The 25017-nt window shown below is 41.2% G+C and carries 25 protein-coding genes; 8 read left to right on the top strand and 17 right to left on the bottom strand.

Annotated elements, in window-relative coordinates; genetic code table 11:
• Nucleotides 1-13 precede the first annotated feature (13 nt).
• Together H5181_RS14015 and H5181_RS14010 are read left to right on the top strand one after the other, a co-directional pair.
• Nucleotides 14-391, top strand: coding sequence for a rhodanese-like domain-containing protein (locus H5181_RS14015; protein ID WP_011638140.1), 378 nt, complete (start codon nucleotides 14-16; stop codon nucleotides 389-391).
• A 476-nt stretch (nucleotides 392-867) separates the two neighbouring features.
• Complete coding sequence (locus H5181_RS14010; RefSeq protein ID WP_182751331.1) at nucleotides 868-3312, top strand: S8 family serine peptidase; 2445 nt, start codon at nucleotides 868-870, stop codon at nucleotides 3310-3312.
• 82 nt (nucleotides 3313-3394) lie between these two features.
• On the opposite strand, the gene H5181_RS14005 is transcribed toward H5181_RS14010, so the two are convergent.
• From H5181_RS14005 to H5181_RS13985, 5 genes are all read right to left on the bottom strand, one after another.
• Complete coding sequence (locus H5181_RS14005; RefSeq protein WP_207892977.1) at nucleotides 3395-3997, bottom strand: CBS domain-containing protein; 603 nt, start codon at nucleotides 3995-3997, stop codon at nucleotides 3395-3397.
• A gap of 232 nt (nucleotides 3998-4229) precedes the next feature.
• On the bottom strand, nucleotides 4230-4766 hold the full coding sequence (locus tag H5181_RS14000) for a YaeQ family protein (protein ID WP_182751330.1): 537 nt from the start codon (nucleotides 4764-4766) through the stop codon (nucleotides 4230-4232).
• 78 nt (nucleotides 4767-4844) lie between these two features.
• The gene (locus H5181_RS13995) at nucleotides 4845-5756 is read right to left on the bottom strand and encodes a bifunctional precorrin-2 dehydrogenase/sirohydrochlorin ferrochelatase (RefSeq protein WP_182751329.1); all 912 of its coding nucleotides are present in this window, start codon (nucleotides 5754-5756) and stop codon (nucleotides 4845-4847) included.
• An 8-nt stretch (nucleotides 5757-5764) separates the two neighbouring features.
• Nucleotides 5765-6124: a rhodanese-like domain-containing protein gene (locus H5181_RS13990; protein WP_059744424.1), complete on the bottom strand. Its 360-nt coding sequence runs from the start codon at nucleotides 6122-6124 to the stop codon at nucleotides 5765-5767.
• 389 nt (nucleotides 6125-6513) lie between these two features.
• The gene (locus H5181_RS13985; protein ID WP_011638146.1) at nucleotides 6514-6834 is read right to left on the bottom strand and encodes a DUF2007 domain-containing protein; all 321 of its coding nucleotides are present in this window, start codon (nucleotides 6832-6834) and stop codon (nucleotides 6514-6516) included.
• Between the two features lie 206 nt (nucleotides 6835-7040).
• Between H5181_RS13985 and H5181_RS13980 the strand changes: the two genes are divergently transcribed.
• Both H5181_RS13980 and H5181_RS13975 read left to right on the top strand, forming a co-directional pair.
• Complete coding sequence (locus H5181_RS13980; protein ID WP_123778563.1) at nucleotides 7041-7442, top strand: DUF3224 domain-containing protein; 402 nt, start codon at nucleotides 7041-7043, stop codon at nucleotides 7440-7442.
• Nucleotides 7435-7647 (top strand): hypothetical protein, encoded by a 213-nt coding sequence (locus tag H5181_RS13975; RefSeq protein WP_145991533.1) that lies wholly within the window; start codon nucleotides 7435-7437, stop codon nucleotides 7645-7647. The genes H5181_RS13980 and H5181_RS13975 overlap by 8 nt, the downstream gene beginning before the upstream one ends.
• Before the next feature lie 62 nt (nucleotides 7648-7709).
• Here H5181_RS13975 and secF read toward each other — a convergent pair whose 3' ends face one another.
• From secF to H5181_RS13945, 6 genes are all read right to left on the bottom strand, one after another.
• Nucleotides 7710-8657, bottom strand: coding sequence for a protein translocase subunit SecF (secF, locus tag H5181_RS13970; protein WP_182751328.1), 948 nt, complete (start codon nucleotides 8655-8657; stop codon nucleotides 7710-7712).
• Between the two features lie 14 nt (nucleotides 8658-8671).
• Entirely contained in the window at nucleotides 8672-10522 is a 1851-nt protein-coding gene (secD, locus tag H5181_RS13965; RefSeq protein ID WP_059744418.1) for a protein translocase subunit SecD, read from the bottom strand.
• An 18-nt stretch (nucleotides 10523-10540) separates the two neighbouring features.
• Entirely contained in the window at nucleotides 10541-10873 is a 333-nt protein-coding gene (gene yajC / locus H5181_RS13960) for a preprotein translocase subunit YajC (RefSeq protein ID WP_011638150.1), read from the bottom strand.
• 25 nt (nucleotides 10874-10898) lie between these two features.
• Complete coding sequence (gene tgt, locus H5181_RS13955) at nucleotides 10899-12023, bottom strand: tRNA guanosine(34) transglycosylase Tgt (protein ID WP_011638151.1); 1125 nt, start codon at nucleotides 12021-12023, stop codon at nucleotides 10899-10901.
• Nucleotides 12024-12165: 142 nt separating this feature from the next.
• Complete coding sequence (gene queA, locus H5181_RS13950) at nucleotides 12166-13206, bottom strand: tRNA preQ1(34) S-adenosylmethionine ribosyltransferase-isomerase QueA (RefSeq protein WP_182751327.1); 1041 nt, start codon at nucleotides 13204-13206, stop codon at nucleotides 12166-12168.
• 68 nt (nucleotides 13207-13274) lie between these two features.
• Nucleotides 13275-13463: a hypothetical protein gene (locus H5181_RS13945; protein WP_102037863.1), complete on the bottom strand. Its 189-nt coding sequence runs from the start codon at nucleotides 13461-13463 to the stop codon at nucleotides 13275-13277.
• A gap of 194 nt (nucleotides 13464-13657) precedes the next feature.
• On the opposite strand from H5181_RS13945, the gene H5181_RS13940 reads away from it, so the two are divergent.
• The 3 genes from H5181_RS13940 to H5181_RS13930 all read left to right on the top strand — a co-directional run bounded on the left by H5181_RS13940 (nucleotide 13658) and on the right by H5181_RS13930 (nucleotide 15679).
• Complete coding sequence (locus H5181_RS13940; protein WP_182751326.1) at nucleotides 13658-14254, top strand: ACP phosphodiesterase; 597 nt, start codon at nucleotides 13658-13660, stop codon at nucleotides 14252-14254.
• Between the two features lie 29 nt (nucleotides 14255-14283).
• The gene (locus tag H5181_RS13935) at nucleotides 14284-14874 is read left to right on the top strand and encodes a protein disulfide oxidoreductase (protein ID WP_182751325.1); all 591 of its coding nucleotides are present in this window, start codon (nucleotides 14284-14286) and stop codon (nucleotides 14872-14874) included.
• A 151-nt stretch (nucleotides 14875-15025) separates the two neighbouring features.
• Entirely contained in the window at nucleotides 15026-15679 is a 654-nt protein-coding gene (locus H5181_RS13930) for a pseudouridine synthase (RefSeq protein WP_182751324.1), read from the top strand.
• Between the two features lie 79 nt (nucleotides 15680-15758).
• Here H5181_RS13930 and sstT read toward each other — a convergent pair whose 3' ends face one another.
• The 6 genes from sstT to H5181_RS13900 all read right to left on the bottom strand — a co-directional run bounded on the left by sstT (nucleotide 15759) and on the right by H5181_RS13900 (nucleotide 22836).
• Nucleotides 15759-16991 carry a serine/threonine transporter SstT gene (sstT, locus tag H5181_RS13925; protein ID WP_182751323.1) on the bottom strand — a complete coding sequence of 411 codons (1233 nt, stop codon included), beginning with the start codon at nucleotides 16989-16991 and terminating at the stop codon, nucleotides 15759-15761.
• Between the two features lie 503 nt (nucleotides 16992-17494).
• Nucleotides 17495-18385 carry a chemotaxis protein CheV gene (locus tag H5181_RS13920; protein ID WP_041413640.1) on the bottom strand — a complete coding sequence of 297 codons (891 nt, stop codon included), beginning with the start codon at nucleotides 18383-18385 and terminating at the stop codon, nucleotides 17495-17497.
• Nucleotides 18386-18894: 509 nt separating this feature from the next.
• Nucleotides 18895-19374 (bottom strand): dual specificity protein phosphatase family protein, encoded by a 480-nt coding sequence (locus tag H5181_RS13915; RefSeq protein WP_102037052.1) that lies wholly within the window; start codon nucleotides 19372-19374, stop codon nucleotides 18895-18897.
• An 11-nt stretch (nucleotides 19375-19385) separates the two neighbouring features.
• Nucleotides 19386-20672, bottom strand: a complete 1287-nt coding sequence (locus tag H5181_RS13910; RefSeq protein ID WP_102037053.1) for a DEAD/DEAH box helicase — start codon at nucleotides 20670-20672, stop codon at nucleotides 19386-19388.
• Between the two features lie 72 nt (nucleotides 20673-20744).
• Nucleotides 20745-21296 carry a methylated-DNA--[protein]-cysteine S-methyltransferase gene (locus H5181_RS13905; protein WP_182751322.1) on the bottom strand — a complete coding sequence of 184 codons (552 nt, stop codon included), beginning with the start codon at nucleotides 21294-21296 and terminating at the stop codon, nucleotides 20745-20747.
• 4 nt (nucleotides 21297-21300) lie between these two features.
• Nucleotides 21301-22836, bottom strand: coding sequence for an AlkA N-terminal domain-containing protein (locus H5181_RS13900; RefSeq protein WP_182751321.1), 1536 nt, complete (start codon nucleotides 22834-22836; stop codon nucleotides 21301-21303).
• Between the two features lie 223 nt (nucleotides 22837-23059).
• Here H5181_RS13900 and H5181_RS13895 point away from each other — a divergent pair, with 223 nt between their 5' ends.
• A complete protein-coding gene (locus H5181_RS13895; protein ID WP_182751320.1) occupies nucleotides 23060-24889 on the top strand; it encodes an ABC transporter ATP-binding protein in 1830 nt (609 codons plus the stop codon).
• The last annotated feature ends 128 nt before the right edge of the window (nucleotides 24890-25017 follow it).

Genomic DNA, 25017 nt, shown 5'->3' with positions numbered 1-25017 from the left:
CAAGGAAATTATCGTGTTTAAAAAATCTATGCCGTTGTCTGTTCAATCTATTTTGGCGCTATTGGTCTTATTCGCGGCATCTCTTATGCCTACTTGGGCTGCAGAGCAAGAGCCTAGCGTTGCTTGGGAAAAAATAGACCGCGGTGTCACGTTAATTGATGTGCGCACTGCTGAAGAGTTTGCTGCAGGACATATTGACGGTGCTATTAATATTCCATTTGAAAATATCGTCTCAGAGTTGGCAAAGCGCAATATCACTAAAGACTCCGAAATAGTCCTTTACTGCCGCAGCGGTAACCGTAGTGGTATGGCGCAGGAATCATTAGTTAAGCAGGGTTACAGCAACACCTATAATGCGGGTGGTTTTGATAGCTTAATATCAGCACGATAACCTCTCTAACAATCTAAAACCACAGGCCTATAACTGTGGTTTTATTAAACATATCCAATAGTTTATCGTATTGATATCTTCCTCATATCAATACGATGAACGTTGCTACTTTCAGCCCCCCTATATTTTGTCTGCAAAAATATCTTTACACATAATATTAGATAATTATTTATTAGCATAAAGCGGATCCGTTTATGCACTTTCTAGTTAAGCGCTTTCATTAAGTTAACTCCATTAAAGCTCGAAAGATACCCGTCTACCAGCTCGAGACCTAGTTGAATTTTAATTCAAAAATTATAGGTAAAAAATCAAGTAAATCCGTTCTATAAGACCAGTTACTTGACAACAAACATTAACAACTTGTTTACACCAGGCTGAAATGTGGTTACCTTTTAGACAGATAGGCAAAATAGCTTATCAGTAAAACATAATTAAAAAAGACATTACGTCCCACCCTGATTAACATGGAAGATAATATGAAAAAGCATAAAAATCCAACGGTCGTGCTTAGCATGACAGCACTCGCTTTGGCCATTTCAACTCAAGTAAACGCAGCACCAGCCCCTTCTCAACTCTCTGCAACGAATCAACAAATTGAACAACAATCACCTTTACCGAAACGATATATCGTTAAGTTCAGAAATGATAATGCTGCACAGATACTCAATAGCAGTTCCGCTGTACAAAATGTAAATGCTGAAACGGACAACAGTATGGCTTACGAGCCTCGTTCAAACGAAGTATTTACTCAATTTAGAGCCTTGAATAGCGTAAAAGCACGAGAAATGAAGCGCGTAGGTCGCAGTAATAGTTACTCGGTAAAGCTCGACTCGTCTTCTATTAAAGCATTACGTTTGCGTCAAGATGTTGAATACGTGGAAGAGGATTTACCCCGTAGACTGCTAGCAGAGACAACACCTTGGGGACAAACCTTTGTAGGTGCGACTGTGTTAAGCGACAGCCAAGCAGGTAACCGTACTATCTGTATTATTGATTCTGGTTATGACCGCAGCCACAATGATTTAAGTGGTAACAATGCAACCGGGACCAATAATTCAGGCACCGGTAACTGGTATCAACCAGGTAATAATAATGCCCATGGTACTCACGTAGCAGGTACAATTGCCGCAATAGCAAATAACGAAGGTGTGGTCGGGGTTATGCCTAACCAGAATGCCAATATTCATGTTGTAAAAGTGTTTAACGAAGCTGGATGGGGCTACTCATCATCGTTAGTCGCTGCGATTGATACGTGTGTTACTTCAGGTGGTGCAAACGTAGTCACAATGAGTTTAGGTGGCAGTGGTTCAACCACAACTGAGCGTAATGCATTAAATACTCATTATAACAATGGGGTGTTATTAATTGCAGCTGCTGGTAATGCTGGCGACAGTAGTTATAGCTACCCAGCATCTTATGATAGCGTAATGTCTGTTGCAGCGGTTGACAGCAATCTTGATCATGCCGCTTTTTCACAATATACAGACCAAGTTGAAATTTCAGGTCCTGGCGAGGCAATTCTATCAACGGTTACCGTTGGCGAAGGTCGTTTAGCCGATATAACTATTGGCGGTCAGTCTTACTTTAACAATGGTGTAGTGCCGCACAATCGTTTAACCCCATCTGGTACTAGCTACACTGCTGCACCGATTAACGCAAGTGCAACTGGAACCTTAGCGGAATGTACTGTAAACGGAACCAGTTTTAACTGCGGTAGCATGACCAATAAAATCTGTCTTGTTGAGCGTGTAGGTAACCAGGGTTCAAGTTACCCTGAAATAAACGCGGTTAAAGCCTGTAAAACAGCTGGTGCCAAAGGAGTCATTGTTTACAGTAACACTGCGCTACCAGGGCTACAAAATCCATTCGTCGTTGATGCTAACAGTGAAATTCTGATCCCTTCTATGTCTGTTGACCGAGCAACAGGGCTTGCACTTAAAGCCAAGTTGGGTCAATCAACCACTGTGAGTAATCAAGGCAATCGAGATTATGAATATTACAATGGCACCTCAATGGCAACACCGCATGTGTCGGGCGTAGCAACATTAGTGTGGAGTTACCACCCAGAATGTAGCGCCAGCCAAGTACGTGCTGCATTAAATGCCACAGCAGATGACTTAAGCGTTGCCGGTCGTGATAACCAAACAGGTTACGGGATGGTTAATGCAACAGCAGCAAAGGCTTACCTAGACGAATCATGTAATGGTCCAACCGATCCAGGTACAGGCTCTGGTGACAGCGTACTTGAAAAAGGCGTGGCAAAAACGGGCTTAGCTGGCGCTAAAAACGATGAATTATATTTCTCGTTAGACGTTCCTGCAGGCGCGACAGACTTAAGCTTCACTATGAGTGGTGGCACTGGCGATGCTGACTTATATGTGCAGTATGGCGCATCACCTACCAGCAGCAGTTACGACTGTCGTCCATGGAAAGGTGGTAATGCAGAGTCTTGCCCAATTGCGACGCCTCAATCTGGTACTTACTATGTAATGCTACAAGGTTATAGTGCATTTAGTGGTGTAAGTTTAGTGGCTAACTACACCGCTGGTAGCACTGGAGGCAGCAACACAGGTGGCCCAGCAAGCTACAACAATACCGGTAATTATACAATTCCAGACAACAACACTAGTGGTATTACTAGCCCTATTACTGTTAGCCGCACTGGTGATTCAGGAACGGTATCGGTGTCAATTGGGATTATTCATACTTATATTGGTGATTTAAAAATCCAGTTAGTTAGCCCTACCGGCCAAACGGTTGTACTGCATAACAACACTGGTGGTGGTACCGATAATCTAACCCAGACTTACACCGCTAATATGGCAGGTGTCGAATCAAGTGGTGTATGGACATTAAAAGCTGTTGATAATGCGAGACAAGATACTGGATATATTGATACTTGGAGCTTAAGCTTCCAGTAATATTATTTAGTTGATTACAAAAATAGCCACATTATGTGGCTATTTTTATTTCTGATGGATTAACTTTTTAGCGGTTAACAGACTAATAGTGAGGTTGTGTTGTTTGCAACACGGCAGGCTGCTGAATATTGGCAATCACTTCAAATATAGATGCAAATGAGTTTGGCGTACTCACATCGACAGCTAGCTTTAATCGACGAGCAATATCATTAGCAGATAACACACCACGGATGGCATGATTTGAACGGTCAACCACTAAGCAATGTTGCTGTCCTGCTGATTGTAATGTCTCAATAACATCACCAATACGAGCATAACTTAAATCTTCAAAATCAATCGCTTTCAGATCCTCTTTAGGGATCATAAAATCTGCAACACTTAAATGATCACGCTGATGCCCAGCGGCAACACGTTTCAATATCTCTTGATTATGTAAAGACTCAAAGCTGATTAGGCCAATAAACCGATCTTTATCATCTATTACTAATTTAAGACGCACATGCGACTTCTGCATTAAGTGCTCGACCTTAACCGCCGACGTACTCGATTCTATCACCATAGGTGTCACTTTCTTAAAATCAGTAAACACGTTTAATGCTGAGGATAACACTGAGATATCTTCATGAGCTTCTGGTGAAGTTAGTTCATCAATTTTTTCTACTGGGTATAGGGCTAATTTCTTCACAATAACATCCTTAATCAACAACCATCGCGAAACGTGAAACATCATATTTATTAATTAGTTATAATTTATTGTGATGCTCACTACATGATTTGATTATCTGCCTGTGATTTTATTAGTACAAGACCCATTTGATTAAACTTAATTAATTTCTACAAAATTAAGGTTAGATTCACTTTACTGTGATCGTAATTATGATAGATGTTGTGATTGTAGCCAAACAACCTGAACGCCACTACTTTAACGTTTCTGGCTCTATTAACACGCTATTATTTGCATCTGAGAACCACACTTGCCCTTCGCTAAGACTAACTTGTAACGCCATATTACGATTAACAAAAACTTCCATTTGTTTCACCGCATCTTCAGGAAAATTAATCACAGTTAAATTTTCGTAGCGAGCAAACGCTTGCTGATTCTGCTGCCACCAAATTGGTACACTTCGGCCGCCATAAGTATAAAGAATAACCTGTTTTGACCGACCACATGCTTTTCTAAGCCACTTCTCATCAGCTTGGCCAAACTCAACCCAAAGATCGATTTCACCACTGAGGTTTTTATCCCAAAGTTCCGCTTCATCATCAACACATAAACCTTTACTGAACACTAACGTTTCTGATGCATTAATGGCAAATGCTAGTAAACGCACCATCATCCGCGTATCGGTTTCGGACGGATGTTGGGCTAAGGTAAACTGATGATCGGCATAATAATGACGATCCATATCTGCAATCTGCAACGAAACTTTAAAAACGGTAGCTTTAGCGGCCATAGAAGGCTCCAACGAGGATAAAAAAACCGAGTCTACTACAAAGTAGACTCGGCATAATAGAACATCGTACATCTTGGGTTAAATAGCACCAGGGCGTAGATGTTTTGCCATTGGAAAATGTGCGCTGAACTGGGCGACTTTAGCAGCAGAAGACACGATTAACATACGAGCTCCGTGTTCATATTGATGAGTGATATCACTTAGCAATGGCACAGCTTCTCTATTTGCGTCTCGCCTTAATAATTCATTAATGTCACTATCAAGTGCACCATCACTGTAAACTACGTCTAATGTCTGTAACAACGGCATGGCGGCAATAGGGAGTAAATGTGCCGGCGTATCCTCCATTAACAAAAAAATCTCACCTTTAACACTAAAGTCTTCAAAAGCCTCAAGATAGCGTTGTTCTGTTAATGTATCGAATTTATCTTGGTTCGTGGTAAAAAATCGTTCCCAAAATAAACGTCTATCTTTACCTGCTAATAATTTATGTTGTACTTCCTCGCGCTTACTGGCAACAAAATCAAATAAAGGCGCTAATGATGACGGTAGCATGGTTTCGAGACGTGAACGGATAGTTCGAGCGAAAACAGGTGCGGCACCAGCTGTACTGATCGCAACCACTAACCTGCCTCGATCTACTATCGAAGGCGTAATAAATCGACAAAATTTAGGATTATCGACCACATTCACCCAAATCCCCCGCTCCGTGGCCAACTGTGCAAAATCCATATTCAATTGCTCATCGGCAGTGGCAAGGTAAATGATATCGACATTGGCAATATCATCTGCACAGACTTCACGACGAGACAGCTGGATCCGACCTTGTGCATGATAGTTTTCAATATCGTTGGCAACCGTTGGTGCGATTACATGAATATGAGCATCAGTACGAGACAACAGATCGAGTTTACGTGTGGCAACCTCACCAGCCCCCACCAATAAAACCTGTAAACCTTGAGTATCAACAAACAAAGGGAAATATTGCATTAATCTACTCAGTCTTCAACGATAGGGAATTGATGTTGTATCCAAGCACGGTATCCGCCAATCATTGAGGCTACTTGCGTATAACCCATGAGCTGTAAATTATAGGCAGATAATGCAGCACGTTGACCCGCTCCACAATAAAGTAATATTGGGGTGCTTTTATCAGGAAAGCGATGCTCTATATCACGCTCAATAATGCCACGACTGAGGTGTTTTGCATTAGGTAAATGCCCTTGTAACCACTCGTTATCTTCTCGCACATCGATTAATTGCCATTGATCTTGTTGTTGATATTGCTCAATGGTTAATAAGTTGACATGAGGCATAACAGAATCGACCAAACTGGCAAATGCTGGAGAGGGTTGCATAGTGTTTCCTTAAGTTAGTTAAGTCACTCATTTGTGAAAAATTAGCACTACATACGTCATAAACCTAAAAGTAGTTTAATCATAGAGTCTATTGGATTTTTGAAAACAATTTTGCAGCAGTTTGTGGCAATTTACTACAAAGAGGGGCTTATGATGGTGTCATTTATAGATGAATAAGCGCTAACTGCGTCACAATAAGCCACAAATAGACCCTAGTGGCTCAGTTAAACGGGACGCTTATTTATAAGCTAGGTGCAATATTGCAAAACATAAATCGGCTTAGGGACTTTGCCCAAAAAATTTACGTCATGATTAACCCTGTTTGTCTGCAACAACATTTGGTGGTAAAAGATGGACTTCAACGCTAAAAAACCATCTTATACTCAGGCTTATTCGTTATGCATTTCACTTCTTTGCGAACTACATTGCCAACACAATTCAAAACTGCCTTCGTTTATTTCATGGCATTGGACACATTGCCATTGAGGCTGTTCAATATCGAGTGCATCCAGTAACGTTTGCGCAGCGGCAAGTTGATTATCTGCTACCCATAACTCAACCGTTTGCATTTCAATCGGCAAACCGCCTACGCCACCAATGAGTGCTTCACCTTTAAGGTCAACTTCGATCCCACTCGTTTCCAGTAGCCCTTTCCATGTGTGAGCCTGCAGTAAATTACCACCGGCCAATAATACTTTTCGTTGTTCCATGCGTTATCCTACTGCATTGCTCTTGCTGGCAAATTTGTTTCATCCTACTGCCTCTACCAAAATCTGTCGAGTCTTGTTTGTGAATTGGACATTTGCCACAGACATGGTTAAGTTAACTTTATATAAGGGCCTGTTGATCTTTCAAGCACGATAAGTCAACTGGTCCTGACGATTAGAACTTATTAACATCACAAATAGGGCTCTACATGACAAAAATAGTCTTAAAAGGTGTATTTCAAATCACCGCTTGGAATGAATCGGCTTATGCTGAACACGACAATAACAACAAACAAACCATTGCCGAAATTACCCAAACGTATTCAGGTGATATTAATGGTTCTGCTCAAATTCGCTATGTCATGTCATATCAAAATGGGGAAGCTGCGGTATTTGTTGGAATGGAGCACTTAACCATAAACACACCAGAAATATCAGGCACTATAGTGTTACAACATAATGGCGTCTTTTCACAAGGTGTTGCCCAAAGCCAATTCAATGTAATAGCTGACTCAGGTACCGATAACTTGAAGCAATTCATCGGTCATGGTGAGTTTACCTCAACCGAAAACGGCCAAGCAGATTACCTCATCACTTTACACCATGACTAAGATAACCATTTCTCGTATAGAGACGAATATCGGTACATTTAGAGTATCTGGCACTATGGCGTTAACTTCACTGATGTTTATCAGTGTTGATATACTCGGCAGTGATGGATGGGAAGCTCTGATAGTTGATCCACAAACTCAATGGCATAAAACGTTAATGGCTGCCTGTGAAGTGCATTTAGCAGAACAAAAGATCATAACTTAGGCATAAAAAGAAACCCCAGCAAGCTGGGGTTTCTTTTTAGCGATTAAGATTAATAATACTTATTAAGGCATCATTGAAGGCTGATCTGCACCTTCTTTCTCAATCTCTACCGGTAACATATGTTCACGATTGATACCCAATTTAATGGCTAAATAACTTGCCACGTAAATCGATGAGTATGTACCCACAAAAATACCGAGTAATAATGCAGTCGCAAAACCATGGATCATTGTGCCGCCTTTTAAAAACAGCGCAATAACGGTAATTAATGTAGTACCTGTAGTAATAACAGTACGACTCATGGTCTGAGTGATTGAGGTATTCACAATCTCTACAGGAGTTCCTTTGCGCATTTTAAGGAAGTTTTCACGGATACGGTCATACACTACGATGGTATCGTTAAGTGAGTAACCCACAACCGTCAATAAACCTGCCAATACGGTCAAGTCAAACTCAAGCTGTAATACCGAAAAGACCCCTAAGGTCACAATAACGTCATGGCCTAGCGCCGCTACAGAACCTGCAGCTAAACGCCATTCAAAACGAAATGATACATAGATAAGAATACAGATTAAGGCAACAATAACGGCTAAGCCCCCCTGCTCTGCTAATTCCTTACCTACTTGTGGCCCAACAAACTCAACACGCTTTTGAATCACGCCTGAATCAATTGACTGCGCAGCAGTTAATACTGCTGCAACCTGGACATCACTTTTTAACTCATTTCTTACCGGTAAACGAACTAAAATGTCGCGGCTTGAACCAAAGTTCTGTACCACGGCTCCTTCAGCTTCATCAGTCGTCATGGTTGCACGTAGAGCATTTAAGTCAACAGGAGCAGAAAACTCCATTTCAACAACCGTACCGCCGGTAAAGTCTAAGCCCCAGTTAATGCCTTGTACGCCTAACGATACAAAAGAAGCAATAACTAAGATCAACGACATTACACTAATAGGAAATGCATGACGAAGGAAGTCGACTGTATTCTTTACTGAAAATATCTGAAACATGTTCAACTTCTCCCTTAGATAGACAATGACTTAACGCGCTTACCACCCCAAACCGCATTCACGATTGAGCGTGTGCCAACAATGGCTGTAAACATCGAAGTCGCGATACCTATCATTAAGGTAACAGCAAAGCCTTTCACCGCACCGGTACCGACAGCAAACAAGATTAACGCTGTCATAAAGGTGGTGATGTTAGCATCTGCAATGGTTGAAAAAGCATTACCATAACCTTCATGGATAGCTTGTTGCACGCTGCGACCGCCAAGAAGTTCTTCACGGATACGTTCAAAAATAAGTACGTTACCGTCAACCGCCATGCCCACCGTTAATACCATGCCCGCAATACCTGGCAAGGTTAATACCGCACCTGGGATCATAGACATCACACCAACAACCATAATTAAGTTTGCCATCAATGCAAGGTTGGCAATAAAACCAAATGCACGGTAGTAAACCATCATAAATACAAGAACAACAACCATGCCCCAAATCATCGCTTGAACACCGTTTTGGATGTTTTCAGCACCTAAGCTTGGGCCAATAGTTCTTTCTTCTACAATTGTCACTGGCGCGATCAACGCGCCTGCACGTAATAATAAGGCTAGGCTTTGTGCTTCAGTGTGCTCAAGACCGGTAATCACAAAATTACGACCTAAACGAGCCTGAATCGTCGCAACTGAAATAACCTCTTCAATACGAGTCATTTTCACTGTGCCATCAGGATTACGTGTACCACTGTCTTTATATTCGATAAACAATGTTGCCATTGGTTTACCGATATTGTCTTTGGTCACGTTAGAGAAAATCGAGCCGCCTTTCGCGTCAAGATTAATCGCTACCTGTGGACGGCTGTATTCATCAAAAGTAGGTTGTGCACCAGTGATATGATCACCCGTTAGCATCACTTCTTTTTTCAATACGGCAATCCCGCCTTCACGGCGTTGGTACACTTCTGCACCTGCTGGAACACGACCATTTGCAGCTGCGCTTACGTCAGCCTTATCATCAACCATACGAAATTCAATTGATGCCGTAGCACCTAAAATTTCTTTTGCTCGAGCAGTGTCTTGTACACCAGGCAGTTCAACAATAATGCGCTCAGCGCCTTGACGTTGTACTACAGGCTCAGCAACACCCAACTCGTTAACACGGTTACGAATAGTGGTAATGTTTTGCTGCAGTGCTTCTTCCTTAATTTGCTTAAGGTAAGCATCACTCATGGTAGCAAGAAGCATAAACTCATTACCGCTACTCGCATCGGTATAGGTCATGTCATTGCTGCGTGTTTTTAAATAAGTCTCTGCTTGGTCAACCGTTTCAGCATCTCGAAACTTAATCGCAATCCCTTTCGGGGTTTTACGAATACCAGCATAACGAATTTTCTCTTCACGAAGCTGGCTACGGAAATCAGCTATCTTAGCTTCTTCCATTTTACGAATAGCTTCGCCCATATCCACTTCCATTAGGAAGTGAACACCACCACGTAAATCTAAACCTAATTTCATCGGCGACCCACCAACAGCTTCTAGCCATTCAGGGGTTGCCGGTGCTAAGTTTAATGCAACGGTATATTTCTGACCAAGCAGTTCAGCGATAGCTTCTTTAGCCACCAACTGCTGCTCAGGATTTTGCACTCGGACTAATAACTGACCATTTTCTAGCTCGGCACGCTTTACCGCAATACCCTGACTATCTAATAAATCAACCACAGTCGTTTGTGTCGATGCAGTCACTTCTGCGCCGCGAGTTGCGACAATCTGCACTGCATGATCTTCACCAAACAAATTTGGTATTGCATAAAAACTACCAATGGCGATGACAAGCATCACCATGATGTTTTTCCACATTGGGTATTTATTTAACACACCATAGCCCTCTTGGCTTTATAACGACTGGATAGAACCTTTAGGCAATACCGCTGCGATGTAATCCTTTTTAATCGTGATTTGGTTGTTATCATTAATCGCTAATAACACATAATCACTTTCTTCACCGATTTTGGTCACTTTACCGAGAATGCCACCACTGGTTAACACTTCATCACCTTTTGAAATCGACGCCATTAGGTTTTTGTGCTCTTTTACACGCTTTGACTGTGGACGGAAAATCATGAAGTAAAAGATTAATCCAAACATGACTAGCATAAAAATTAACTGCATGGTTTCGCCACCGGCTACACCACTAATTGGGCTTGCATATGCATTTGAAATAAACATAGTTCTCTCTTCTTATTAGCTAAAATTAAACGATTAACTCAGGTACTTCACGACCAAAACTGGTATAGAACTCCTTAACAAAGGCGTCTAATGTACCTGTCTCAATTGCGCCGCGCAAACCTTCCATCAACATTTGGTAATAACGTAAATTATGGATGGTGTTTAAACGCGCACCTAGAATTTCATTACAACGATCTAAATGGTATAAATAAGCACGTGAATAGTTTTTACAAGTGTAACAATCACACTTAGGATCTAATGTTGCTGTGTCGTCACGGTGACGTGCATTACGAATTTTAATAACACCTTCACTGGTAAATAAATGGCCATTACGGGCATTACGTGTTGGCATAACACAGTCAAACATATCCACACCACGACGAACGCCTTCGACTAAATCTTCAGGTTTGCCCACGCCCATTAAATAACGCGGCTTGTCAGCAGGAATTTGCGGACAAACATGTTCTAAAATACGGTGCATATCTGCTTTAGGCTCGCCAACAGCTAAACCACCTACGGCATAACCATCGAAACCGATGTCTAAAAGACCCTTTACACTTTCGTCGCGTAAATCTTCAAACACACCACCTTGAATAATGCCAAACAATGAGTTCGGGTTTTCTAAGCGGTCAAACTCGTCACGTGAACGCTTAGCCCAACGCAGTGACATCTGCATCGACTTACGTGCTTCATCATGAGTTGCTGGATACGGGGTACATTCATCAAAAATCATCACCACATCAGATCCTAAAGAATCCTGAATCTGCATTGATTTTTCTGGGTCCAAGAAAATCTTTTCACCATTTATCGGTGAACGAAAATGCACACCCTCTTCCGTGATTTTACGAATATCACCTAAACTAAACACTTGGAATCCACCCGAGTCCGTTAGAATAGGACGTTGCCAATTCATAAAGTCGTGCAAATCACCGTGTTTACGCATGATCTCTTCGCCAGGACGTAACCATAAATGAAAGGTGTTGCCCAATAAAATGTCGGCACCGGTAGCGCGTACTTCTTCAGGCGTCATACCTTTTACCGTACCGTAAGTCCCCACAGGCATAAATGCTGGCGTTTCTACAGTACCGCGGTCAAAAATAAGACGTCCGCGACGTGCACGACCATCAGTTGTATCTAATTCAAATTTCATAAATCACCTTGCCAGATAAACAGTCTGACTCGTTTAGTTTCTATAGTAATGTGGGCAAATTTTAATGCTTCAAGGTTACTGGTACATTAAATCAAAAAAACGCCCACTATTGTGGGCGAGTATTTTAAATCAAATTCATTGTCTACGGGGCTTTTTTCGTCACAAACATCGCATCGCCATAGCTAAAAAAGCGATATTTTTGCGTAATTGCATGTTGATAAGCCTTCATGACCGCTTCATAACCGGCAAAAGCACTCAACAGCATAATTAATGTTGATTCTGGCAAATGAAAATTAGTGACCATGGCATCAACAACTTTAAATTGAAAACCTGGGTAAATAAAGATATCGGTATCACCACTAAAGGCTTGAAGCGGACTATCTCCACTTGCACGTGCTGCACTTTCTAATGAACGTACTGAGGTTGTGCCTACGGCAACAACACGATTTCCAGCCGCTTTAGTTTGCGCAATTAGATCAACAACCTCTTGTGACACATTGGCCCATTCTGAATGCATCTTGTGTTCAAGCACATTATCCACTCGTACAGGCTGGAATGTACCGGCACCGACATGTAAAGTAACAAAGGCAATATTAACCCCTTTGGCTTTTAAATCGGCTAACATGACATCATCAAAGTGTAACCCTGCTGTCGGCGCAGCTACAGCGCCTGGCGTTTGGTTATACACTGTTTGATAACGTTCTTTATCAGTATCTTCATCTGGACGATCAATGTAAGGAGGCAATGGCATATGACCGACGTCTTCAAGCACTTCTAATATGGTTTTATCAGACTGTAACTCAAGCTCAAACAATGCATCGTGACGAGCCAACATTTTCATTTGGTAGCCGCCATCTAAGTCGATAAGCGTATCCACTTTAGGAGATTTTGAACTGCGAACGTGGGCTAAAATGCGTTTATCGTCGAGCATGCGTTCAACGAGAATTTCGAGCTTGCCGCCAGTCGACTTTTGACCAAATAAACGTGCTGGTATGACTCGGGTGTTATTAAACACCATCAAGTCTCCAGGATTGATCAGATTGAATAAATCTGTAAACTTTTTGTCGGCAAGCTCACCGTTTTCGCCACTTAATGTGAGTAAACGCGAAGCATTGCGTTGTGCTGTCGGATAGCGAGCAATCAGCTCATCAGGTAGGTCGAATGAAAAATCTGCAACACGCATAGTATGATCTCAACAGTAAAAACGGCCGCTAGTCTATGGCGACTGCAGGTTAAGATCAAGTTTGGTGATTATTTTGTCGGCTTTTGTTCTATCGACTCGGTGTCGCTATCGTCCAATTCAAGAGTATCTGACTTGGCAGAGTCAAAGGTGTGATCGGATTTGTATGAATGCTCTTCATAACGCATGTCGATGTGTACTTTATTTCTTTTGGGGGCAGCAGGCCTGCCCAATAATTTTTTAATCCAGTCTTTCATCATCCTTGATCCCTAAATTAATCCTATAACCTTTTAAAAGCAGTTACATATACGCATTACAACAATACGAAGTTCAATACTCCATGACATTTATCTATAAAACGTTATGATTAACTACACTCACTCGCCATCTTGTAACGCTTTGTTACAAACGGCTAGTATCATACTGTAAAATAATAAAATTAGAAGTACAATTTATGAACTTTTTAGCTCACTTACATTTAGCCGACATCAGCGATACTCACCTAGTAGCTAATTTGTCGGGTGATTTCGCAAAAGGTAACATAGAGCAACATCCAAAACATCTGCAACAAGGGATATGGCTTCATCGCCAGATAGACCAAATTACTGACAGTCATGAAATTATTATTGACCTACTAAAGTTGTTCCCTAAAACCTCACGTCGTGTTGCTCCGATACTAGTGGACTTAGTATTTGATCATTACTTAGCATTTTATTGGGAAGAGTATCATCATCAGCCATTAGATGAATTTTGCCAAAAAGCATACCACCAGCTTAATACTACACTTGAACTTCCTCCGACGTTACAGGCCATTGCGCCACAAATTATCCAGCAAGATTGGCTAAATAGTTATCAAACAAGGCAAGGATTAGATCAAGCGATTAAGGGCGTCAGTCGTCGTTTATCAAAACCAGAACTTTTTGACCATGCCATTAAAGATATCGATAAGATTTATATTGATATCGAGATTGCATTTAGAACCTTTTATCCGCAGTTAATGGCCTATAGCAGGCTTTATAGTCGTAAAACTCCGGCAGCATATTTACCTTAATACAGGGTATCTATAGGAATTAATGTCGTATGCCATCATGGTTACTTAATCTAAAATACACACTCAAAACCAAACGGTTTTGGCTAACGAGTCTACGCGATATAATCGTTATTGCGGTGGTGTTGTTCGCTATCGCGAGTTATCTACAGCGAGATATGCAAACAGGCGTTGCCACTCCAATTAACGCACATTCTATTACCCAGAAGCCAATTTCATTATTTACCTCAACAGCAACTGGCGTTCAACAACATGCAAAATGGCAGACAAACTCTCATAAACCCACCTTAGTTTATTTTTGGGGTACTTGGTGTCCGCTATGTAGCGTCACCTCGCCAATGGTGGACTCGGTCAACCTAAAGCAAGATTATCAAGTGGTTTCCATTGTGGTAGCCTCTGGTACCGATGCAGACATTAATACTTTTATGCAACAACATCATTATCACTTTGATGTAATCAACCAACAAAATCAGCCTCAAACAATATCATTGAGCCAACAATGGGGCGCAATGGCCTTACCTGCTATTTATATCGTTGATGCTGAAAACAATATTCGCTTTGTTACCTCTGGTGTAACAAGCAGTTGGGGAATGTCATTACGGTTGTGGCTAGCGACCTGGTAAAGCGGCGATAACCAAACAGTATTATTCAGCCGAATAATTGGTTTTTGGTTATCAGTAAAACTTTGTTAGTATCCGCAACAAGAGTACTCGCGAGATTAACGTTTCGCCACATCAATACCTGAATCAGACACAATTAGAGAGACAATTTATAATGCACATCTTTACTTATCAACCACCATCAATTCCGTGGTTGGACATACGCTATAAAGACCGTGACATTATCGTCATCAATAAGCCTTCAGGCCTATTATCAAATCCAGGACGTTCACCAGACACACACGATACGGCCATAACCCGTTTGCAACGATGTTATCCTGAAGCGATTTTGATCCATCGTTTAGATTGTGATACTTCAGGGATCATGATTTTTGCCCGCACTAAAAAAGCAGAATCACATTTAAAAATTCAGTTTCAAAATCGACAAGCTAAAAAGGTGTACATTGCCGAAGTGATTGGCCATGTAGGTGAACAGCAAGGTAAAGTGAACTTTACGCTAGGACCTAACCCTGATTCACCACCATTCCAAATGCTTACTGATTCGGGTAAAGCAGCATTAACCTATTTTAGTGTGTTGGAGCATCGTGCTTATTCAACTTTGATGGAATTAAAACCCCATACTGGCCGGACTCATCAGCTTAGGGTTCATATGTTGGCGCTTGGACATGCCATTTTAGGCGATGAATTCTATGGTGATGAATCAACAATTAATGCCAGTAAACGGTTAAACCTGCATGCGCAATCACTCACTATTACCCATCCTTATAGCCAAATCGAGATGACATTTTTTAGTCAGCATCCATTTTAAAACCTTAACAATTCAAACGAAAAAAATGCCGACACAATCACTCGTGTCGGCATTTATCTATAAGTAATTCGTCACTAAATTAACTAGCTTTAGCAGCCTCTTTAGCTTCAGCAGCTTCACATGCTGCTGCAGTAAAGATAACATCTGTAGAGCTATTTAGTGCTGTTTCGGCTGAATCTTGAATCACACCAATAATAAAACCAACAGCCACAACTTGCATGGCAACATCATTAGAAATCCCAAACAAACTACACGCTAATGGGATTAATAATAATGAACCACCGGCAACACCTGAAGCACCACAAGCAGAAACCGACGCTATCACGCTCAATAACAGAGCTGTCATAAAGTCCACTTGAATACCCAAAGTATGAGCTGCTGCTAATGTTAATACCGTAATGGTAATCGCAGCACCGCCCATATTAATGGTGGCACCTAATGGAATAGACACTGAATAAGTGTCTTTATGCAGTTTTAATTCTTCACACAAAGCCATGTTGACCGGAATATTGGCCGCACTTGAACGGGTGAAAAAGGCTGTTACACCACTTTCACGTAAACACTTAAATACTAATGGATAAGGATTACGCTTAATTTTGACATAAACGATAATAGGGTTAATCACCAAAGCAATGAATAACATAGATCCCACAAGTACCATCAATAATTGGCCGTAACCCGCTAGAGCGTCGAAACCTGTTTCAGCAAATGTGGCCGCAACTAAACCAAAAATACCGATAGGCGCTAAACGAATCACAAAGCGAACAATATTTGACACCGCATCACTGACATCTGAGAGCATTCGTTTAGTGCTGTCGCTGGCATGATGCATGGTTATTCCAAGACCAGCCCCCCACACCAAAATACCAATGTAATTGCCCGTTAATAGTGCGTTAACTGGGTTATCGACAATTTTGAACAATAAGGTATTGATAACTTCACTAATCCCTTGAGGAGGATTGGTTCCCTCTATCCCAGTGGTTAGCAATAAAGTGGTTGGAAACGCAAAACTGAATAATACTGCGGTTAATGCAGCAACAAATGTACCCAGAAGATATAGCCCAATGATAGGACGCATATTGGTTTGGCTATTTTTCTTTTGATTGGCAATCGATGATGCAACCAAAACAAAAACCAGGATTGGCGCAATAGCTTTTAAAGCACCCACAAAAAGTGAGCCCAAAAAAGCCACATTGTTGGCACCTGTTGTTGAAATACTTGCCAGAATCACGCCCAAAATGATTCCGCTGATAATTTGTAGCACGAGGCTACCGTTAGCGATACGAGCTAACAGTGATGTTTTTTGATTCATTGCTTAACCTATGATTATTATATTTATGACTTTTTATGATCAAGGTTTTGCTTATCTTTAGAAAAGGAAACATCACAATACTCGTCATACCAACGTATTCATCACCTTACAACTCATAGTGATACAATATCTAGGTTACGACTTTCATGACATCTCGATAATATCAATGCTATTACTGAAAACACCCTGCTCTTCTTACTCATTGAGCGTAATTAACTCACACCACTCAATTTGCACACTTCAATCAATCCGTTTTCAGGGATAGCACTCCCTCATTAAAGTTAAGCATTACCTTGTGCCCAGCGAATATACTGAACACTGTAAAAGCCTTGTAGCTATATATCAGGATGCCATGCAATAAGTCTAGTGTTGATGCCAAATGAGTAAAAAAATTCAATCATTGCTCATAAAGAAAGCACTAATTTGACGGTTACAGGTTACTTGCTGTTAAATTGTTAACGATGTTAAAAGCTGAAAATACCATAAAAAACCAACAGCAATCATCAAGCAGGCTGCAGTGCTTGAGCACCTCTAAGCATCGCTTCAATCAACTCTTTAGCATCAAATTTTGTTAATGCCTCATTGGCTCCGACTTGTTTAGCTTGGCTAACACTGATTTCGCTGGATAAGGACGTATGTAAAATAATGTACGCGTGTTCAATCGCTGGATTATTTTTAACCTCAAAGGCTAATTCGTATCCATCAAGTCCTGGCATTTCAATATCACTCACCAGTAAATCAATAGGCTTTCGTTCTTCCGCGGCTTGTTGCATCATCTGCAGTGCATCACGACCGTCGGCCGTCACTTGATAAGCAATGTTAATCGAATCTAATGCGTCAGATAATTGCTTGCGGGCAACTTTTGAATCATCCACCAGTAAAATACGTAACGGAGTTAATTTCTCACGTTGTACATCGGTTAATATCGCTCGATTATTAATCGGATCATCCGGGAATATTTTCGACAGTAATAACTCAACATCTAATAACTGAACGAGCTGATCATTAAAACGGGTTACACCTGTTAAAAATGCATTTTTGCCTAAGTTACCTGAAGGTGCTTCAATATTACGCCAATTACATTCAATGATTTTATCGATTGAGCGCACAAGAAAACCTATCACCATTCTCTGACAATCAGTAATAATGATGTAGCTGTCTTTAAGCTCTGCTTCGGTAACGGGCCTATAACCAATACCTGCAGCCATATCGATAATAGGAATAGTCATACCCCGAATGGTTGCAGCCCCCAAAATGGCTGGGTGAGAGTGCGGGATTTTAGTTAAAGGAGTAAACGGCACGAGTTCACGAATTTTTAAAGTACCTAAAGCAAACACTTGTGTTTGATTTAGCTTAAAAAGCAATAAACCCTGCGATTGATTCGCTTTGCTCATTTTCGGACTCATCATTACCCCTTCATCTAAAGACTGAAACCTATTTCACTATAGCATTTATCGTCAGTCTTTAGACTAGCTTAAGTGGTCTATTTTATCTGCAAACATCATTACAAATCACAAAATTAGCTATTCATCCGATAAGAGCCAACTCGATAAATCATTTCGATTACAATTACGTTTCAATAAATAGTGAATATTTGAGGAGAAGACTCTTGTTGATAACAAGAAATAGCAAACTACATTAATACCTTTCCGACAACAACCAGTCGACATTTTATACAAAAAATTCAACGATTAAATCGCTCTTAGCCTTCTTAACGCAATTTATAAAAGCTAGGGAGAAAAACTTAATCGGCTATATACACATATAAGCTAGAACAGAGTGCAAGTTAGAACCGAATACAACCCAATAAAAACAACAAAGGGAAACAATGATAATTAAACCAGCTACTGATTTAATTATCATTGTTTCCCTCATTATTATGATGCTTTAAATTGACATAAAATCAGTTCGAAGCAGATTGCAGCTCGTAAAGCACATCATAAACAAATTGATCCCAACCCTCGGCATCGAACGCTAAGCCACTGGCATTGCGAACTTGACTAACTGCATGCAAAGGCGCCGCACCGTTTTCCATCATATAATAAGCCATCACCATTTCAGTACGATTAATCCCAGAGCGACAATGGAGTAACACTGGTAACTGATCGGCTTCACATTCACGAATAAATGTTAAAACCTGAGGGAGTATTTCAGCACAAATGGCTAGGTCATGCGGTTTAGGTGGAATATTATCAGGCAAATTAAACACTTTATGACGAAGACCTAATTCAGCCATAGCGTCGGTATCACAACCTTCAGCATTATTTAATGATGCGATTGCACCGAAACCAGCCTGCTTAAACTCAGCTAAATCCCACGCATCTTTGTTTGGACCACTACGGCCTGCAATTTGTCCATCAACTAACCAAAAAATATGTTTCATATTACCTACTACTAATCTGGTTTTTTAGCCCAAATATCAACATTAACTGAGGACAACTTCTTACGTTTTTTCTTGCCGCTACCTTCTGGCTTAGCCATTGGCTTAGGTTGTTCCAGTACGCTTTCAGGCACTACATCATCAGCCTCAAATCCGTTAACTTGTTCACGTTCAAGGCGAATTTGATTCTTTTTCTCAATAACAGAGAAGTGATGATACTCATCATGCGACAACAAGGTCAACGCTAAACCGACCTCTCCCGCACGCCCGCTGCGACCAATTCGATGCATATAATCTGCTGGACTGCGCGGTAAGTCAAAATTTATTACTACAGGTAATTTTTCAATATCAAGGCCACGAGCAGCAATATCTGTTGCAATGAGCACTTGAATATCACCCGCCTTAAAACCTTCCAATACACGACTTCTCGCGCCTTGGGCTTTATCACCGTGAAACACCTCTGCAGTGATACCACGTTTAGCCAGTTTTTGAGCTAAATGATTACAACTATTTTTAGCGCTAACAAAAATCAACACTTGGCGCCATTGATGCTGTTGTAGTAAATGTGCAAGTAAAGCGGTCTTTTTTTCACGATTAACCGTCATTACCCGTTGTACTAACGTACTCGCCTCAGCGCTTTGTAATTGTATCTCAAGCGGGTTAACGAGCAACGCTTGCGTGAGTTGGCGAACTTCATCTGGGAAAGTCGCTGAAAACAATAACGTTTGTTTTTGCTTAGGAAGTAAATTGAGTACTTGAGTCAGCTCTTCAGTAAAACCAAGGCTTAACATTCGATCTGCTTCATCAAGTACTAGCGTTGTCACTTGGGACAGCTTTAATGCATTTGACGATACTAAATCGAGTAAACGACCAGGCGTCGCGACCACTACATCCGCACCGCCACGCAATGCTAGCATCTGAGTATTAACAGATACACCGCCAAATGCAGCAACCACTTTAATGTCGCCATTTAAATGAACCGCATAAGATTTAAAGCTGTCGGCAACTTGCTTAGCAAGTTCTCGCGTTGGTACCAAGACTAACGCACTAACAAAATTACCTTTGGCAGATGTTGCAGCCCGACGACTTACCAATTGATGTAATATCGGCAATGCAAAAGCCGCTGTTTTACCTGAGCCAGTATTGGCACCTGCCAGTAAGTCTTTACCAGTTAATGTGCTAGGAATGGTTTCAGCTTGGATTGGTGTAGGCTGAAGGTATTTAAGCTCGGTTAATCTGGCCAACAATGGAGTATGCAGGCCAAACTCAGCGAAAGTCGTAGCTAAAGAAGCTTGGGTCATGTATCAAATGCGCTCAAGAAAATGGATATCAATCGCACATTTTAACGTACTTTGGCACAGCAGTCAGATAAATTAGTTAATTTCTTCAATCCCTTCCAAGTCCAGTAGCCACTGCTTCATATCGAGCCCATAAGCATAACCGGTTAACTTACCGCCTTTACCTATCACCCGATGGCAAGGAACGATAATAGCAATTGGGTTTGCACCATTTGCAGCCCCAACAGCCCTGACAGCTTTAGGTCGCCCAATAGTATTTGCGATATCACTGTAACTGCAGCGCTGGCCGAATGTTAATTGACTCAGAGCATGCCAAACTTCATGTTGAAAAACAGTCCCCTTAGGCGCTAAAGGTACACTAAAATGCTGCCTTTGATTAGCGAAGTACTCTGTTAATTGAATGACTGTTGTATCAATGTGCTGTTGGGCATGTACCAATAAATCTTGAGTTGTCTCAGTCGTGCTTTGTTGGAGTCTAAACTGAGTTTGAATCTCTACACGCGAGCTCGTTTGGGCAAGGTCTTCAACCTGCAAATGGGTTAATCCATGCTCAGATGCTTTAAGCGAGAGTAAACCAACTGGACTTGTGACTAAAGCATGACACTTGGGCGAAGTAAAATGGGTCATAATATTATCCGTTTTTTGCAGCGACAGGATCGTTATCCCAAAGCTGGAAGGTTAAGTAGCTGCCCCAAGGTGATGCTTGTGTTGCAATGTCGGCAGCAATGCTTATGTACGATTTAGGGGTTTCAATGGGTATACCCGATTGCTCATATAATGCATGAAGACGATTTTTGATAACTAAATCAGAACTCAAAAACACATCAGGATCACTCAAACCTCGCATATTCGCGTAGGCAACAGTCCATGGACCAATACCTTTTACAGACAACCAATCGTCAGGTGTTGAGTCAGCATGCTGATATACAAATTGCCCCAAGGCATTTAATGCTAATTTTCGAGCTCCTGGCATTTTAAGTTCATCTAATGAAGCGTTAGCTATAGCTTGTGCCGTAGGAAATAACTGCCAAGTCTTACCATCGATGAACAGCGTTTCACCATAAGATTCAACCAATAAATTTAATAATTTAGTGGCTTGCACTACGCTGACTTGTTGCCCTAATACGGCACGGCAAGCGGCCTCAAAAACGCTGCCAGCCGCTGGTATACGTAAACTACTATCAATTTTGGCGCCTAATTTAATGATGGGAGATAAAGCTTGCTGAATGACTTCCATGTCAGCATCTAAATCAAACATACGGCGTAATTGCAGAGTAATATAATGCAAGGACTTAATATCATTAGCATCAGCTAAGTAAATACTCACATCAAGTTGGGGTTTATCGGCATTTGGTGAAATGTAAAAAACGCCTTCTACGCCATTAAACGAAAAGGTTCGGCCATAACGTCCCGAAATATCATCAATGACCTCCATATTATCAACTTGACGAAATGCATAAAAAGCCAACATCTTCGCCCAATTAAAGGGGGGACGGTAAGATAATGCTAATGTTATTGGTTTAATATCAGTACTCACTTGGTTATCTTTATAAGGATGAGTTACATCAGTTATATGTCGGCTCTTTTGGCGTAATTCGCTAGGTGTTAACAATAGTTCTTGCTTAAAAATTTCATTAAACCGCCTGATACTATTAAAGCCAGCAGCCATGGCGACCTCTGTCATTGATAATTGTGTTTGGTGTAATAACTGCTTAGCAAACATCAACTGCTGATATAACGCAAAACGTTTAGGTGAAGTCCCCAAACCTTGGTTAAAGAGTTTATTTAAATACCGACTGGTAATGCCTAACTTATCAGCTAATTTAACGATCGTCCCTGCATTCTCACCAGTTAAATAGCCTTGCTCAATTAACGTAATCGCTCGCATTAACGTAGTTTGAGTACCTAACCACGCAAATGAACTTGGCGCACTATCTGGCCGACATCGAAGACAAGGCCTAAGTCCGACATTAGCCGCTTTAATCGCAGAATCAAAGTAACGGACATTTTTTTCATAGGGTGCAGGAGCGGGACAAATTGATCGGCAATAAATACCAGTAGTGATAACTCCGGTAAAAAATTGACCATCAAAGCGAGCATCACGACTAAGCCTTGCTTGCTGGCAGATCTGTGCTGCAATATTACAATCACTGTTAATCTGGACCATTCGTCTATTTAGCCTCTATCATCTTCAAGATGTTCAATCGTAAAACTGAACTATTTATTCTGCACTGCGTATTTAAGAGATTACTTTACCGAAATACCACAACCACGACTGGCGGAAAACGGAACCCAATCGTTTCGTATATGGTAACAATTTAACCCATTACATTTGGCCTTTTTGCGTTATCCTAGTCAGCAGAATTTTCACCATTAAGTTAGAGCATTAGATGTTTAAATTTTTTGAATCATTGACCCAAGCTTTACCGCAAGAAGAACCGACTCAGCCACCCAATACTTTGTACGCATTTTGTCGTCATTATACCCGCGGGTTTGGTTTGCCTTTAATTATCATGTCAGTACTAACAGCCATAATGGCAATGTTGGAAGTGTCACTGTTTGGCTTTATGGGACAACTGGTAGATTGGTTAGTCACCAAAAATCCGCAAACATTGTGGCAAGATGAAAGCACTACCTTGATTACCATGTCAGTGATTGTCTTAGTCGTCATACCGCTGGTTGTCTGGTTACATGCTTCTATCGTGCACCAAACGCTTTTGGGTAACTACCCCATGGCTATTCGTTGGCAAGCACATCGCTATTTACTCAAGCAGAGTATTTCATTTTATCAAGATGACTTTGCAGGACGGATCGCCACAAAGGTAATGCAAACTTCGCTTGCTATACGTGAAACGGTCATGAAACTACTGGATGTACTGATGTACATTTTAGTGTATTTCACCTCTATGTTGGTCATGATTGCCACTGCAGACGTACGTTTAATGTTACCCATGCTAGTTTGGTTAGCGGCTTATGTGTTGATTCAATGGAAACTCGTTCCAAAGCTGAAAGCAATATCGACAGAACAAGCTGATGCTCGCTCGACAATGACTGGCCGCATTGTCGACAGTTACACCAACATATCAACCGTAAAGCTGTTCTCGCATACGACTCAGGAAGCTGACTATGCCCAAGATAGTATGACGCGTTTCTTAAAAACCGTTTATGGCCAAATGCGTCTGGTAACGATCATTAATGTTTTAGTGCAAATCATCAATTACTTATTAGCGTTCACCATTGCGGCTGTGTCTATTTGGTTATGGGCAGACAACGCTATTACGGTTGGCGCCATTGCGATTGCGGTGAGTTTAGCGTTGCGTTTAAATGGCATGTCACAATGGATTATGTGGGAAATCAGTTCACTATTTGAAAATATTGGTACCGTTACCGATGGTATGAATACGTTATCAAAACCCATTGCTATCCAAGATAAAATGGATGCAAAAGACATTGTTGTTGACCATGGCAAAATCGATTTCAACCAGGTTTGCTTTCATTATGGTGAAAAAACAGGCGTTATTGAGCAGCTAAACCTGAATATTAAAGCAGGTGAGAAAGTCGGCTTAGTGGGTCGGTCTGGTGCAGGAAAATCGACCTTAGTAAACTTATTGATGCGTTTTCATGATGTTGAAAAAGGCCAAATACTGATTGATGATCAACCTATAACGGATATTACCCAAGACTCATTACGGGCAAATATTGGTATGGTGACTCAAGATACGTCGTTATTACACCGTTCGATCCGTGAAAACATTCTGTATGGTGATCCACATGCCAGTGATGAAAAATTAATGGCGGCGATAACTCAAGCACAAGCAGCAGAGTTTATTGACAATTTAACGGACCCCTTTGGCAACAAAGGGCTTGATGCCCAAGTGGGTGAGCGCGGCGTTAAACTGTCTGGTGGTCAACGCCAACGGATCGCCATTGCAAGAGTATTACTTAAGAATGCGCCAATTCTATTGCTTGATGAAGCCACTTCAGCATTAGACTCTGAAGTCGAAGCCGCGATTCAAGAGTCTCTTTATGAATTGATGGAAGGTAAAACAGTAATAGCGATAGCGCATAGGCTCTCAACGATTGCAGCTATGGATAGACTCATTGTATTAGATAAAGGCTGTGTCGTTGAACAAGGTACTCATCAAGAGCTGATTAATGCCAAAGGGATATACGCACAACTGTGGGCCCATCAAACTGGCGGTTTTTTAGGATTAGATTAATCGAAAGTTGAGCAATTAGCATTAGCCACTCAAATTTGAGTGGCTTTTTTATGCATAGCAATAAAAATAGACACAAAAAGTGATAGTAGAATATTAATTGCTTGGATTGCTTGGATTGCTTGGATTGC

The organism is Shewanella sp. SG44-2 (assembly GCF_014164215.1).
Lineage (GTDB): Bacteria > Pseudomonadota > Gammaproteobacteria > Enterobacterales > Shewanellaceae > Shewanella > Shewanella frigidimarina.
Note: the sequence above shows the minus strand (reverse complement) of the source record. Positions and strands in the feature narration are given on the sequence as shown.